19 protein-coding genes are annotated in these 13,457 nt (G+C 51.4%); 6 read left to right on the top strand and 13 right to left on the bottom strand.

Annotated elements, in window-relative coordinates:
* The first annotated feature begins 195 nt into the window (after positions 1 to 195).
* Positions 196 to 846, top strand: a complete 651-nt coding sequence (locus tag OGY67_RS09445) for a LysM-like peptidoglycan-binding domain-containing protein (RefSeq protein ID WP_032942177.1) — start codon at positions 196 to 198, stop codon at positions 844 to 846.
* Between the two features lie 64 nt (positions 847 to 910).
* Here OGY67_RS09445 and OGY67_RS09440 read toward each other — a convergent pair whose 3' ends face one another.
* The 6 genes from OGY67_RS09440 to OGY67_RS09410 all read right to left on the bottom strand — a co-directional run bounded on the left by OGY67_RS09440 (position 911) and on the right by OGY67_RS09410 (position 4,339).
* The gene (locus OGY67_RS09440; protein ID WP_048215078.1) at positions 911 to 1,834 is read right to left on the bottom strand and encodes a DMT family transporter; all 924 of its coding nucleotides are present in this window, start codon (positions 1,832 to 1,834) and stop codon (positions 911 to 913) included.
* 142 nt (positions 1,835 to 1,976) lie between these two features.
* Positions 1,977 to 2,426 (bottom strand): 50S ribosomal protein L9, encoded by a 450-nt coding sequence (rplI, locus tag OGY67_RS09435; protein WP_003025676.1) that lies wholly within the window; start codon positions 2,424 to 2,426, stop codon positions 1,977 to 1,979.
* Between the two features lie 41 nt (positions 2,427 to 2,467).
* Positions 2,468 to 2,695 (bottom strand): 30S ribosomal protein S18, encoded by a 228-nt coding sequence (rpsR, locus tag OGY67_RS09430; protein ID WP_000135199.1) that lies wholly within the window; start codon positions 2,693 to 2,695, stop codon positions 2,468 to 2,470.
* Positions 2,696 to 2,699: 4 nt separating this feature from the next.
* Complete coding sequence (gene priB, locus OGY67_RS09425) at positions 2,700 to 3,014, bottom strand: primosomal replication protein N (RefSeq protein WP_003025674.1); 315 nt, start codon at positions 3,012 to 3,014, stop codon at positions 2,700 to 2,702.
* 6 nt (positions 3,015 to 3,020) lie between these two features.
* The gene (gene rpsF / locus OGY67_RS09420) at positions 3,021 to 3,416 is read right to left on the bottom strand and encodes a 30S ribosomal protein S6 (protein ID WP_003025672.1); all 396 of its coding nucleotides are present in this window, start codon (positions 3,414 to 3,416) and stop codon (positions 3,021 to 3,023) included.
* 158 nt (positions 3,417 to 3,574) lie between these two features.
* Positions 3,575 to 4,339 (bottom strand): TSUP family transporter, encoded by a 765-nt coding sequence (locus OGY67_RS09410; protein ID WP_003830447.1) that lies wholly within the window; start codon positions 4,337 to 4,339, stop codon positions 3,575 to 3,577.
* Between the two features lie 299 nt (positions 4,340 to 4,638).
* Between OGY67_RS09410 and yjfY the strand changes: the two genes are divergently transcribed.
* Positions 4,639 to 4,914 (top strand): DUF1471 family protein YjfY, encoded by a 276-nt coding sequence (yjfY, locus tag OGY67_RS09405; RefSeq protein WP_003025668.1) that lies wholly within the window; start codon positions 4,639 to 4,641, stop codon positions 4,912 to 4,914.
* A 131-nt stretch (positions 4,915 to 5,045) separates the two neighbouring features.
* On the opposite strand, the gene OGY67_RS09400 is transcribed toward yjfY, so the two are convergent.
* Genes OGY67_RS09400 through ulaA form a run of 6 tightly spaced genes read right to left on the bottom strand, consistent with a single transcriptional unit; the run spans position 5,046 to position 9,456 of the window.
* Positions 5,046 to 5,732: an L-ribulose-5-phosphate 4-epimerase gene (locus tag OGY67_RS09400; RefSeq protein ID WP_153753861.1), complete on the bottom strand. Its 687-nt coding sequence runs from the start codon at positions 5,730 to 5,732 to the stop codon at positions 5,046 to 5,048.
* Positions 5,732 to 6,586: an L-ribulose-5-phosphate 3-epimerase gene (locus OGY67_RS09395; RefSeq protein WP_008786014.1), complete on the bottom strand. Its 855-nt coding sequence runs from the start codon at positions 6,584 to 6,586 to the stop codon at positions 5,732 to 5,734. The genes OGY67_RS09400 and OGY67_RS09395 overlap by 1 nt, the downstream gene beginning before the upstream one ends.
* Positions 6,587 to 6,595: 9 nt before the next feature.
* Positions 6,596 to 7,246 (bottom strand): 3-keto-L-gulonate-6-phosphate decarboxylase UlaD, encoded by a 651-nt coding sequence (gene ulaD, locus OGY67_RS09390; RefSeq protein WP_003025660.1) that lies wholly within the window; start codon positions 7,244 to 7,246, stop codon positions 6,596 to 6,598.
* 13 nt (positions 7,247 to 7,259) lie between these two features.
* Entirely contained in the window at positions 7,260 to 7,727 is a 468-nt protein-coding gene (gene ulaC, locus OGY67_RS09385) for a PTS ascorbate transporter subunit IIA (RefSeq protein ID WP_168978605.1), read from the bottom strand.
* A gap of 10 nt (positions 7,728 to 7,737) precedes the next feature.
* Complete coding sequence (gene ulaB, locus OGY67_RS09380) at positions 7,738 to 8,043, bottom strand: PTS ascorbate transporter subunit IIB (protein ID WP_006686329.1); 306 nt, start codon at positions 8,041 to 8,043, stop codon at positions 7,738 to 7,740.
* A 15-nt stretch (positions 8,044 to 8,058) separates the two neighbouring features.
* Positions 8,059 to 9,456, bottom strand: a complete 1,398-nt coding sequence (gene ulaA / locus OGY67_RS09375; RefSeq protein ID WP_286573939.1) for a PTS ascorbate transporter subunit IIC — start codon at positions 9,454 to 9,456, stop codon at positions 8,059 to 8,061.
* A gap of 367 nt (positions 9,457 to 9,823) precedes the next feature.
* Between ulaA and ulaG the strand changes: the two genes are divergently transcribed.
* Together ulaG and ulaR are read left to right on the top strand one after the other, a co-directional pair.
* Positions 9,824 to 10,888 carry an L-ascorbate 6-phosphate lactonase gene (gene ulaG / locus OGY67_RS09370; RefSeq protein ID WP_003025649.1) on the top strand — a complete coding sequence of 355 codons (1,065 nt, stop codon included), beginning with the start codon at positions 9,824 to 9,826 and terminating at the stop codon, positions 10,886 to 10,888.
* A gap of 106 nt (positions 10,889 to 10,994) precedes the next feature.
* Positions 10,995 to 11,750 (top strand): HTH-type transcriptional regulator UlaR, encoded by a 756-nt coding sequence (gene ulaR, locus OGY67_RS09365; RefSeq protein ID WP_003025646.1) that lies wholly within the window; start codon positions 10,995 to 10,997, stop codon positions 11,748 to 11,750.
* Here the strand turns inward: ulaR and yjfP are convergent.
* Positions 11,747 to 12,496 carry an esterase gene (gene yjfP / locus OGY67_RS09360; protein WP_048227203.1) on the bottom strand — a complete coding sequence of 250 codons (750 nt, stop codon included), beginning with the start codon at positions 12,494 to 12,496 and terminating at the stop codon, positions 11,747 to 11,749. The two genes, ulaR and yjfP, sit on opposite strands and share 4 nt — an antisense overlap.
* A gap of 181 nt (positions 12,497 to 12,677) precedes the next feature.
* On the opposite strand from yjfP, the gene bsmA reads away from it, so the two are divergent.
* On the top strand, positions 12,678 to 13,007 hold the full coding sequence (gene bsmA, locus OGY67_RS09355) for a biofilm peroxide resistance protein BsmA (protein WP_008786010.1): 330 nt from the start codon (positions 12,678 to 12,680) through the stop codon (positions 13,005 to 13,007).
* A 147-nt stretch (positions 13,008 to 13,154) separates the two neighbouring features.
* Complete coding sequence (gene yjfN, locus OGY67_RS09350) at positions 13,155 to 13,430, top strand: DUF1471 family protease activator YjfN (RefSeq protein ID WP_286573887.1); 276 nt, start codon at positions 13,155 to 13,157, stop codon at positions 13,428 to 13,430.
* Positions 13,431 to 13,457 lie beyond the last annotated feature (27 nt).

The raw sequence follows: 13,457 nt of genomic DNA, 5'->3' as shown, positions 1-13,457 counted from the left end.
AGTAGCGGGCAGCATATCAGCCATGCCGCATCCGGTAAAACTTTGTCTCGGGAACAGATGACAAATCGCGAGGAAACATAAACAATAGGAATATCCCGCGTTGACGTCACGAAAGCGGGTAATATGACGAACATCATAGCGTTAGCCATCTATACTCTATGATCGAGGAACGAGACGCGGAGCAGGAGGAAAGCCATGCCCGGGCGCTTTGAATTAAAACCAACCCTGGCGAAAATCTGGCATGCACCGGACAATTTTCGCATTATGGACCCGCTACCGCCTATGCACCGCCGCGGCATTATTATTGCTGCTATTGTGTTGGTGATAGGTTTCCTGCTCCCTTCCAGTGACACCAGCGATACCCCTGTGGTGACGCGTACTGCCCAACTGGATTTACAGTCACAGTCGCAGCCACCGACCGAGGCTCAGCTGCAGGCACAGCTTGTCCCGCCGCAAAATGATCCCGGCCAGGTCGCTCCGGTTGCGCCAGAGCCAATCCAGGAAGGAGAACCTGATGCACAACCTCAGGTCCAGCAATCTCAGCCGCAGACACAACCTTTCCAACAGGATAGCGGAATTGACCAGCAGTGGCGCTCCTACCGCGTAGACTCAGGTAAAACGCTGGCGCAGGTATTCCGTGACCATAACCTCCCGCCAACCGATGTGTATGCGATGGCACAGGTTGAAGGCGCCGGAAAACCACTGAGCAATCTGAAAGACGGTCAGATGATACAGATCAGGCAGAATGCCAATGGCGTGGTGACGGGATTAACCATTGATACCGGGAATGGTCAGCAGGTACTGTTTACCCGCCAGCCTAACGGCAGTTTTATCCGCGCCCGTTAAGCACTGTGACCCCGCGATTCCAGGCCTGATAAGAGATAGCGCCATCAGGCATCAAGGTGAAACGTCAGCGTTTCACCTTGTTCACCCACCAGATCCCCGAACACACCAGCACCAGCGCTACCGCATATTTCCATTCGAGAATGTTTTCACCGAGGAATATTGCCGACAGCACTGCACCCGAAACCGGGATCAGGAAGTTAAACGGCGCAATCATCCCCACGCGATTATGCTTGAGCAGAATACTCCACAAGGCGAAAGCGACCGAAGAGAGTAACGTCAGGTAGCCGAGAATCGCCACCGAAGACGCACCGTGTACGGTTAGCGTGCCGCCAAAAGCGTAGCCGCCGATAACCAACGCCAGGCCGCCACCGCCCAACTGGTACCCTGTCATTACCGTCGGGTCCACCGTCTGAGAAATACGTTTTCCATATAGCGTGGCAGCAGAGAGAATAAAGGCTGCCATCACTACTGAGCCGTCGCCTAACAGGCTGAAGCTAAAATCCATTCCACTGCTAAAGTTCACCACCATTACGCCGGTAAAGCCCAGAATACAGCCCAGCGCTTTGTTGTAGCTCAGTTTGTCGTTATGGTAGATAAAATGGGCCAGCAGCACGCTGAAGAAGGTCCCGGTCGCATTCATGATGGACCCTTTCACTCCCGTCGTGAACGCCAGGCCAATGTAGAAGAAGATGTATTGCAGCGAGGTTTGCGTTAGCCCCAACAGCGTGAGTTGGCCGTACTGACGCGGGCTTAACCGGCCAATCGGTTTACGCTGCGCTACCGCCAGCAGTAGCAGCAATAATCCCGCAAACAGAAAGCGATATCCGGCAAAGACAATCTTTGAGGGAATGTCATCCGTGGCAATCTGGAAGATCTCATATCCGCTTTTGATCGCCGGATAGGCGCTCCCCCACAGCAGGCAGCAGAACGCCGCGCTCAGGTAGACAATATTTTTACGCGCAAACAGAGGTTGGTGCGTTGGTTCCATTCCATCACCACTTTGAAATAATGTTTTATTTTTGTGATTATCCCGAAAAGGATAAAGAATAGCCAGAGAGAAAAGCGGGGGAACAGAAAAGCAAAACGCCGGCACAGGGCCGGCGCTTTTACGCGGTCATCAGAATAAAAACTTATTCTGCAACTACGTTTACAGTCAGCTTAGCAAACACTTCGCTGTGAACCTGGAAGCTCACTTCGTGCTCGCCAGTGGTACGCAGAACGCCGTTCGGCAGACGAACTTCGCTCTTAGCTACTTCAACGCCAGCTGCAGTTACAGCGTCAGCGATGTCGCGAGTACCGATGGAACCGAACAGTTTACCTTCGTCGCCAGCTTTAGACGCGATGGTTACGGTTTCCAGTGCGTTGATTTTCTCAGCACGAGCTTCAGCAGCGGACAGAACGTCAGCCAGTTTAGCTTCCAGCTCAGCGCGACGCGCTTCGAAAAATTCAACGTTTTTCTTGGTAGCAGGAACAGCTTTACCCTGTGGTACCAGGAAGTTACGAGCATAGCCCGCTTTAACGTTAACCTGATCACCCAGGCTACCCAGGTTTGCTACTTTATCAAGCAGAATAACTTGCATTACCTTATCCTCTCAAAGTCGTATTAATGGACCGTGACCGATTACTGATGACGATCAGTGTACGGCAGCAGGGACAGGTAGCGAGCGCGTTTGATAGCGCGAGCCAGCTGACGCTGGTATTTTGCACGGGTACCGGTGATACGGCTTGGGACAATCTTACCGCTTTCGGTGATGTAGTTTTTCAGCGTAGCGATATCTTTATAGTCGATCTCTTGAACGCCTTCCGCGGTGAAACGGCAGAACTTGCGACGACGGAAATAACGTGCCATATGGCTAGTCTCCAGAATCTATCAATTCAATCTGCTCGGCATGCAGAACCATTTTGCTCAGGCCGTTCTTTGCCTTGTGGCAAGAGATGAACCCCTGAACGGTCACTGCGCTACCGACCGTTATACTGTGAGTAATGGCTTGGTTTTCGTGTCCGCTAATAATAACGGGCATTTGGCACCACGCCTGCCGGTGAAACCCGGCTTCCTCCTGCACAGAACGATGCTCAAGCACGAACTGGCAATGAGGAATTCCTGATGGACTGACCTTTCGAAGGGGAGCCCTGCACACGGTGCCGGACAACGCCAGACGGTTGGTCATCAGAAATTACTCTTCAGAATCCCCAGCTTCAGCATCATCTGCGGTTTCGTTAGCGAAATCATCGCGACGTTCACGACGCTCGTCTTTCGCTTTAACCATCGGAGATGCTTCGGTAACAGCGTGTTTAGTACGCATAACCATGCTGCGGATAACGGCATCGTTGAAGCGGAAGGTAGTTTCCAGCTCATCGATCACTTCCTGCGGCGCTTCAACGTTCATCAGAACGTAGTGAGCTTTGTGCAGTTTGTTGATCGGGTAAGCCAGCTGACGGCGGCCCCAGTCTTCCAGACGGTGGATCGTGCCTTCTGCACCAGTGATGGCAGCAGTGTAGCGTTCGATCATACCCGGAACCTGTTCGCTCTGGTCAGGATGGACCATAAAAACGATTTCGTAATGACGCATCGAATTGCTCCTTACGGATTATTCAGCCTCCTGTCTGGGTCAGCCGAGGCCCATGGAGGCAAGGAACGTGTTAAAGGTCGGCTGAAAAATGACGCGTCATAATACTGGGGTCAGCAGGTAAACTCAAGGTGCTTGTACGATTATTTATCATGTCGCCATTAATACATATCCAGCAGCATTTTGATGCTGATACAAATGGAGACAATCACAATCATGGGTCGGATGACTTTCTTACCGCGCGTCAGTACGACTGTCGCACCAAGACGTGCGCCAAGGGATTGCCCTGCAAACATCACCAAACCCAGCGACCAGATCATTTTACCGCCGAAAATGAAGAACAAAATCGAGGCGATGTTCGACGCCAGGTTAATAAAATTCGAGTGGATTTGCGCTTTATCAATACTGTATCCCCACAGCAGAATATAGCTGAGGGTATAAAAGGAACCTGCCCCAGCACCGAGAAAGCCATCATAAAAACCAATACATCCCCCACCGATCAACGAGAAGAGAAACAGGGATACCTGCTGCTTTCTTTTCGGTTCGCTAAGGTTTGGCGCAAAAATAAAGTAAATGGCGACTGCGATAATCAGGATTGGGAGCAGTTTCTTCAGCAGTTCCGGTTCAATGAACTGGATAAGCGTCGTTCCCAGCGCAGAACCGATAAAGGCAGATAAAAACACATACTTGTGCTCCTGCACGTTGATATGTCCTCGGCGTAAAAAGTAAATTCCGGAGGTCAGCGAGCTACCCAGAGCCTGAATTTTATTGGTTGCCAGCGCATTAGCCGGGGGTAAACCAGAAATTAAGAGTGCGCCAATAGAGAGAAATCCACCACCACCCGACACCACGTTAATAAAGCCAGCCACCAGCGCGACCATAAACATAACCACGAAATAGCTGAAATCCATGAATGAAGTATCCATAAGTTTTTGCCTTATTATCATAAAGTTACATTAATTATCCGGCTCACTATAAACGGCGTACTCACCCGATTAAATTGACTATTTAGTAAGAGCTTATGCGCGAAAGGCAGGTATTTTTTCACCGCAGCGGTATACACCAGCAGACTGTTAATTAAAGAAAAGATGGCTATGCGGTAATTTTTTGAACAACTGCATCAGAAATGGTCGCTATCGACTACGCTGGTAGCGGTTAAAATTACATCAGAAGTTAATCACTCACAGGAGAGAGGCAACCAGAGACCGCAGTCGAGGAGGTACATATGCGAGCCCGTGTTTTGACCCTTCTGGCTGTGCTTTTGCTCAGTGCAAATGCAACGGCAGCCATCAAAATTGATAACCATCAGGCCAGGAACATGGATGATGTGCAGAGCTTAGGCGTCATTTACATAAATCATAACTTCGCCACTGAAAGTGAAGCCACTCAGGCCCTGAATGAAGAGACCGATGCGCAAGGCGCAACCTACTACCACGTGATCCTCACCAGGGAACCCGGTAGTAACGGAAATATGCACGCCAGTGCAGATATTTATCGTTAACACCAGAAATAACCAACGAGAACATTGCCACAGTTTGACTTGCCCCCTTCACTGGGGGCTTTTTTTGCAAAACAATCCCGAAGCCAGACCGATCTCATCCCCATGAAGAGTTGGCTCCGGAACGTTTTTTCCTACTTCTGCCCGTAATAGGCATTTGGGCCGTGCTTACGCATGAAGTGCTTATTCATCAGATAACTGTCGATAGCGCTGAGTGCCGGATTAATGCCACGCGCAATCCATGCCATTTTTGCCACCTCTTCCATCACCACCGCGTTATGTACCGCGTCATGAGCGTCTTTGCCCCAGGCAAACGGGCCATGTTGGTACACCACTACGCCTGGCGTATGCAAAGGTTCCACCTCCCCCAGCGTTTCAACAATCACTTTACCCGTGTTCAGCTCATACTCATCCTGAACTTCCGCTTCAGTTAACGCCCGGGTGCAGGGGATATCACCAAAGAAGTAGTCCGCATGCGTCGTGCCTAGCGCAGGAATTGCCAGACCTGCCTGCGCCCATGCCGTCGCGTGGGTTGAGTGGGTATGCACCACGCCGCCAAGAGAGGAATAGCGACGATACAGCGCCAGATGGGTGGCGGTATCGGAAGAAGGACGATAGCGTCCTTCCACCACGTTGCCGTGCAGATCCACAACCACCATGTCGTCCACTGTCATTGTCTGGTAGTCGACGCCGCTGGGCTTAATCACCACCATCCCGCGTTCGCGGTCGATGGCGCTGACATTACCCCAGGTAAACGTCACCAGCCCGTAGCGCGGCAGATCCATATTAGCCTCAAAAACCTGCTGTTTGAGTTTTTGCATTACACCGCCTCCACCAGACCGGCGCTGGCCATACGCGCTTTCACCCAGTCGCGCGCCTTCGCCACTTCACGAGCCGGATCGTCCGACGTTTCACTCCACATCTCAATCAAGTATGGCCCGCAATACCCACTCTGTTTGAGCGTCGCAAAACAACGTTCGAAATCGACAACCCCTTCACCAAACGGCACATTTTTGAATACGCCGGGTTTGGTATCTTTCACGTGTACGGCAACGATATGGCCCATTCCCGCCTGCAGCTCCATCTGCACATCGTTGTCCCACGCCGACAAATTGCCGATATCGGGATACAACTGGAACCACGGATTGTTGAGATAGTGAGCGTATCCCAGCGCCTTACTGATCGAATTCATCAGTGGATAATCCATGATTTCCATCGCCAGCGTCACCTGTGCACGGCTCGCCATCTCTACGCTTTCTTTCAGCCCATCGCGAAACCGACGACGCGTTTCGTTATTGGCCTGCTGGTAATAAACGTCGTAACCCGCCAGTTGAATAACGCGAATACCGATATCCTGCGCAAACTGAATGGCTTTACGCATGATCTCCAGCCCCTGTTCGCGCACCGCATCATCTTCACTGCCAAGCGGGAAACGACGATGAGCGCTCAGGCACATGGACGGTACCCGTATCCCTGTCTCGGCGATAGCGGCCACCAGCGCCAGTCGCTGCTCGCGGTTCCAGTCAAGACGCGCCAGGCGAGCGTCGGTTTCATCAACCGACATTTCGACAAAGTCAAAGCCCAGTTCCTTCGCCAACTGCAAGCGCTCCAGCCAGCACTCCCCGCCGGGGAGTGCCTTTTCATAAATACCGAGCGGGACCTGTTTCGACAACATAGTCGCTCCTTATCCCCACAGCTGGGCGATAGAACGTTTGAACTGACGGGCCGCTTCCACCGGAGAGGCGGCATCGCGAATGCTGCGACCGGCAATAAATACGTGAATCGGAATTCCCTGGAACAGCGGCAGATCTTCCAACGCCAGACCGCCGGTGACGGTGACTTTAAAGCCCATCTCGGACAGGCGTTTGATCGCGCTGATATCCGCCTCTCCCCACGCCACACCTGCTGCCTGCGCATCACGGCTGCGGTGATACACAACTTGCCCAATGCCCGCGTCACGCCACTCTTGCGCCTGCTCCCAGGTCCAGTAACCCGTCAGTTCAATCTGTACATCACCGTTAAATTCTTTCGCCACCTCCAGTGCCCCCTTGGTGGTGTTGATATCCGCACAGCAGATGACGGTGACCCAGTCAGCGTTGGCTTCGAAACACATGCGGGAGAGGATTTTTCCCGCATCGGCAATTTTGGCGTCCGCCAGCACAATTTTATGCGGGTAAAGCGCCTTTAGATCGCGAACGGCGCGCACGCCCTCTGCCACGCAAAGAATAGTGCCCACCTCAATGATATCGACCTCTTCGGCAATCAGACGCGTCGTTTCATACGCGGAAGACATTGATTGGTTATCCAGCGCAACCTGCAACATAGGTAATGACATTTTGTGTATCCTTTTAAACAGCCGCCGCAGTGGCGTTATCAATTAAATCCAACACTTCCTGCGCGGTGCGACAGGCGCGTAAACGGTCGAAATTGGCTTCGTCATCAAAGAGATTCACGATCTGCATGATGCCCACTTCCTGATGCGTGTTGGCATCAACTGCCGCCATCGTTATCAGAATATCGACCGGGTCGTTATCTTCGTGGTTAAACACCAGCGGCATTTTCAGCGTCACCAGCGCAAAACCGGTTTTCTTAACCCCTTCCTCCGGACGGCCGTGCGGCATTGCCAGGCCTGGCGCAATCACAAAGTACGGGCCAAACTGCTCAACGCCATCAAGGATGGCCTGGTAGTAGCGTGGTTCAACCACATCAGCCTTAACCAGCAGATCCACGCCAAGCTTTACCGCTTCCTGCCAGGTACTGGCCTCGGCTTGCAAAAGGATGGAATTATTGTCTGCCAGCGAGTCACGTAATTTCATATGCCGCCCCTTACTTCACGTCCTGCGGGAAATGCGCTTTGATCACTTCCAGCAGTTTTGGCCCAAAATCGGCAGGAGACAGCATGTTGCGTACGCCGACGACATATTTATTGCCAGAAACGGTAATCTCACCGGCAATATGGGTAGAGGCGATGATGATATCCGCGCCGTTCAGTTCACTTTTGTACTCACCCACTGCGCAGCTGTTCACCGTATGGTCAATATTTGACTGGGTTAAAAACTGGTCCACTTTCATTTTCATGATCATGGAACTGCCCTGCCCATTGCCACACACAGCCAGAATACGTACGGTCATAATTGGAACTCCTTATTAAGCAGAGTGTTCTGCCAGTTGTTTTTCTGCGTCTTCCTCAGCGCGCAACGTGCGTCCTGCGAAAAACATATAAGCCAGTGCAATCAAAATAATGACGGCCATAAACACGATGCCGATGGAGGCAAAGCCTTGCATCATCGGCGGTGCCAGAATTGACCAGTCCGCCATGCCCATCCAGGCGCTCATACCGGTGAGCTTAACCGCCCAGACGCAGCCGAAGATTTCGATCATCCCCATCACCAGGCAAATCTTGAGCGCCGCGCGCCAGCCGCCAAAGTGGTTAGCAAATACGCCGATAGTGGCGTTCGAGAAGAACATCGGGATAAAGCCTGGGATAATCAGGATGGAAGAGCCGCAGGCAACCAGAATACCTACCGCAATCAGTTGGCCGATGGTGCCCCACATAAAGCCCCAGACCACCGCGTTGGGGGCAAAGCTGTAAATCGCTGCGCAGTCGATAGCCAACACCGCGCCGGGGATCAGACGTTGAGAGATACCGTTGAACGCTTCTGAAAGTTCAGCAACGAACATACGTACGCCCTGGGTGATGATGAAGATAGCGACAGCAAACGAAAAACCGGTTTGCAGGATATAGACCGTCCAGTGGGTTTTACCCGCCATCGCCTGAACCACATCTATGCCGAAAGAGAGCAGGATCGCCCCGAAAAAGATGGTCATCACAATCGCGGTGGAAACGATGTTGTCATGGAAGATATTCAGCCAGCCTGGCAGCTTGAGATCTTCTACGCTCTCCTCTTTCTTACCCAGATACGGCGCGACTTTGTAAGCAATCCAGGAGGCGAACTGCTGCTGGTGACCGATGGAAAAACCGCAGCCGTCGGTCACTTCCTGCGTCGGTTTGTACATCATATTGGAGGTAATCCCCCAGTAGAGCGACACCAGCACCGCGGTACAGATGATGGTGGTCCACATCGGGTAACCAAAGATGTAGAAAGAGACAGCAATCAGCCCCGCCTGCTGGAACATGATGTGCCCAGTCAGCATGATGGTTCGAATGCCGGTAATACGCCGTAGCAGTACGTAACAAATGTTCAGCGCCAGCGCTAACAGTACGGCGTACCCTACCCAACTGTAGGCATCACCCATTCGTTCGATGGTTGCCATCATGGAGGCATAGGTATCGGAGATCGCGCCATTGATACCGTAAACCTCAGACATCTTCGCCACCACCGGTTTAAACGTGCTGGTCAGAATGCCCGCCCCTGCCTGCAATAACATAAAACCGATAATCGTTTTGATCGTGCCTTTGATAATGACGCTGACACTTTTACGCAACAGGATATAGCCGAGGCAGGTCACAATACCCAACAGCAACGGTGCATTGGTCATGACCTGATTAAAAAAGACGGTAAAGATGTTGTAGAGGATCTCCATAACGATCTCCAGTAGACGAAGTTGCTGAACATTCATTACAGATGCCCAGGATGTTGTGCCCTCACTCTAATTTTCAAAAGTAATCACAACAAGATTGAATTTGATTAAATGTGATGAAGTACGCAAATAATTCTCTTACTTGCAGAGTGGATTTACTTCAAATTCATACACGCCAAAATAAATTCATTTAAAACAATAAAATACAAAAATACATTTCATATAAACCATCTTGTCACGTTGTAATTTGTTCACATTTTCCCATTCAACACCAAAAATCAGCGCATTGCCTTCTTGAGAAAATGATGTCAGTATCAATCAAAACAAATCACAACTTGATTCAACTTGAACAAACATGAAGGTAATTGCGATGAGTAAAGTAAAAAGCATCACGCGTGAATCATGGATTCTGAGCACATTCCCGGAGTGGGGAAGCTGGCTCAATGAAGAGATCGAGCAGGAACAGGTCGCACCTGGCACTTTCGCTATGTGGTGGCTTGGCTGTACCGGAATTTGGCTAAAGTCTGAAGGCGGGACTAACGTCTGCGTCGATTTCTGGTGCGGTACGGGTAAACAGAGTCACGGTAACCCGCTGATGAAAACCGGTCACCAGATGCAACGCATGGCGGGCGTGAAGAAACTGCAGCCAAACCTGCGTACCACGCCGTTTGTTCTTGATCCGTTTGCCATTCGTCAGATCGATGCGGTGCTGGCCACGCACGATCATAACGATCACATCGACGTAAATGTTGCGGCAGCCGTCATGCAGAACTGTGCCGACGACGTGCCGTTTATTGGACCGCAGACTTGTGTGGATCTGTGGATCGGTTGGGGTGTACCAAAAGAGCGCTGCATCGTGGTAAAACCTGGCGATGTGGTGAAAGTGAAAGATATTGAAATTCACGCGCTTGATGCGTTTGATCGTACGGCATTGATCACGCTTCCTGCCGATCAAAAAGCGGCAGGTGTGCTGCCGGATGGTATGGATGCCCGCGCCGTAAACTATCTGTTCAAAACGCCGGGCGGTACGCTTTATCACAGCGGTGATTCACACTACTCCAACTACTATGCAAAGCATGGCAATGAGCACCAGATCGACGTCGCGCTCGGATCCTACGGCGAGAACCCACGGGGTATTACGGACAAAATGACCAGTTCCGACATGCTGCGTATGGCGGAGGCCCTGAATACAAAAGTGGTGATCCCTTTCCATCACGATATCTGGTCAAACTTCCAGGCCGATCCTCAGGAGATCCGCGTACTGTGGGAGATGAAAAAGGATCGGCTGAAGTATGGCTTTAAGCCTTTTATCTGGCAGGTGGGTGGCAAGTTCACCTGGCCGCTGGACAAAGATAACTTTGAATATCACTATCCGCGCGGCTTTGACGACTGCTTCACGATTGAACCGGATTTACCGTTTAAATCGTTCTTGTGATCCACACAAAATGCCGGGCCATCCCGGCATTTTTTCCCATTTACTTTAGTATTTCCAGGCTATTTCAAATATCATCTTTTCAAATCAATTTGTATCGGAATAGCTCATGACTGAAGCACAAAGACATCAAATATTGCTGGATATGCTGGCGCAGTTGGGCTTTGTTACCGTTGAGAACGTGATTGAGCGTCTGGGGATTTCACCCGCTACTGCACGCCGGGACATCAACAAACTCGACGAAAGCGGCAAACTCAAGAAAGTCCGCAACGGCGCAGAAGCTATTACCCAGCAGCGACCGCGCTGGACGCCAATGAATCTGCACCAGGCACAGAACCACGATGAAAAAGTTCGCATTGCCAAGGCGGCATCCCAGCTTGTGAATGCGGGTGAAAGCGTGGTGATCAACTGCGGATCGACCGCCTTTCTGCTGGGTCGCGAAATGTGCGGCAAGCCGGTGCAGATCATCACTAATTATCTGCCGCTGGCGAACTATCTGATCGACCAGGAGCATGACAGTGTGATCATCATGGGAGGGCAATATAACAAAAGCCAATCCATTACGCTTAGCCCGCAAGGCAGTGAAAATAGCCTGTATGCCGGGCACTGGATGTTCACCAGTGGCAAAGGGTTGACCGCGGACGGACTGTATAAAACCGATATGCTGACCGCGATGGCCGAGCAGAAGATGCTTAACGTGGTGGGCAAACTGGTGGTGTTGGTCGATAGCAGTAAAGTCGGTGAACGTGCGGGAATGCTGTTCAGTCGCGCCGACCAAATCGACATGCTGATTACTGGCAAAAATGCAAACCCTGAGATTCTGCAACAGCTTGAAGCCCAGGGCGTGAGCATTATGCGCGTTTAAAGGTGCTGGCGGAAAAACGTCACTGTTGCGGCCAACGCTTCTGGCGTGATGCGATGTCGTACGCCCGCTTCCCACAGGCAGGTCAGATTGTTGTCCAAACCTGCCTGAATCAGCGCTTGCTGTAAGCGGAAGGTTTCAACAGCGGGTACAACATCATCATCCTGTCCATGCCACAGCAGCAACGGCCTGTCAGCGAGGCGTGGTAACTGATGCGTAACATCCCATTCGGCAAGCGGGGCGATAACGGCATCAAATTCCGCCTGCTGCTCTGGGGTCTGAACCAGTAAAGGGGGAAACAGCGTCTGCGCAAGCCGGGTAAAATAGCCAGAACCCATCAGGCTGGCTACACATTTAACCTCAGGATGGCGCGCCATTATGCCCAATGCTGTCATTCCCCCCATCGACGCCCCACCGACGGCAAGCCGCTCATCTGAAAGCCAATTTTCCGCCACCAGCGCCGCACGTAACGTCGTAAACTCCTGCATATTTTGCTGCAAAATATGCCAGAAGCGGTGCATTCGCACCTGGGCATCGCTTTTGAAGCGAGCGCCATGGTCGGGCGCATCTGGCATGACGACGCGGAACCCGGCCTGAGCCAGCGCAACGGCAAAATAGCTGTAAACCAGGCTTGAAGAGGTAAACCCGTGATAGAAGATAATACAAGGGAGTGAACATTCGCGTTTGCCAGCCGGAACGGCGTGCAGGACAGGGATACCCGCCAACTGTCGTGTTTCAATTTCGATCATTTGTCGCCTCTTTCTTTCTGGTATGCCATGCAGCAATACTTAACGCAAGCGAATGTGTTCGGCAATGATTCATAATGTTGAGAACTGGGTTACGCTTTCGCAACATTTTCATTCGAAAATCGCGTGAGAGATAACAATTCGGGAACATTCCCCTAAAGGGAAATTAATAAGGCACTACACTATGGCTATCAGGAAACGAGATAGAGTTATGCGTCGGTTTGCCTCTGTGTTGTTGGTTATGTTTTTAAGCGCCTGTAGCGTGCTACAGGGAACGCCGCAACCCGCACCGCCCGTTGCCGACCACCCGCAGGAGATCCGCCGTGACCAGAGTAATGGGTTACAGCGATTAGGGACGGTTAGCGCACTGGTAAGAGGCTCTCCGGATGATGCGCTGGCAGAGATCCGTGCCAAAGCCGCCGCGGCTAAAGCTGATTACTACGTGGTTTTATTAGTGGATGAAACCATCGTGACAGGCCAATGGTATTCACAGGCTATTTTGTATCGTAAATAACATTGGGTTGAAATTTAGTCAGCTTTACATTGCTTTGCGCCCCTATGCGTTTACCTGTGCACAATAAACCAACAGCAGGAAGCTTGAGGTTTATTATCGCGATGGAATGCCCTGCCGTGTGTAGGGGTACGAATAATGGAGCTGACGATGAAACAATCACTTGCCTTATCCTCACTGCTGCTTTCTGCCGGACTGGTAGATACTACGGCGCAGTCTGCCGAGTTCGCCAGTGCTGACTGTGTTACGGGCCTGAATGAAATTGGCCAGATATCTGTCAGTAACATTGCAGGAAATCCGCAGGATGTAGAACGTGTTGTCGCGTTAAAAGCGGATGAACAAGGTGCCTCATGGTATCGGATCATTCAAATGTACGAAGATCAGCAGCCCGACAACTGGCGCGTACAGGCCATACTCTATGCTTAACACATTGCCGGATGGCGTAAACTTATC

It is taken from the genome of Citrobacter sp. Cpo015 (assembly GCF_030333035.1).
Taxonomy (GTDB): domain Bacteria; phylum Pseudomonadota; class Gammaproteobacteria; order Enterobacterales; family Enterobacteriaceae; genus Citrobacter; species Citrobacter portucalensis.
Note: the sequence above shows the minus strand (reverse complement) of the source record. Positions and strands in the feature narration are given on the sequence as shown.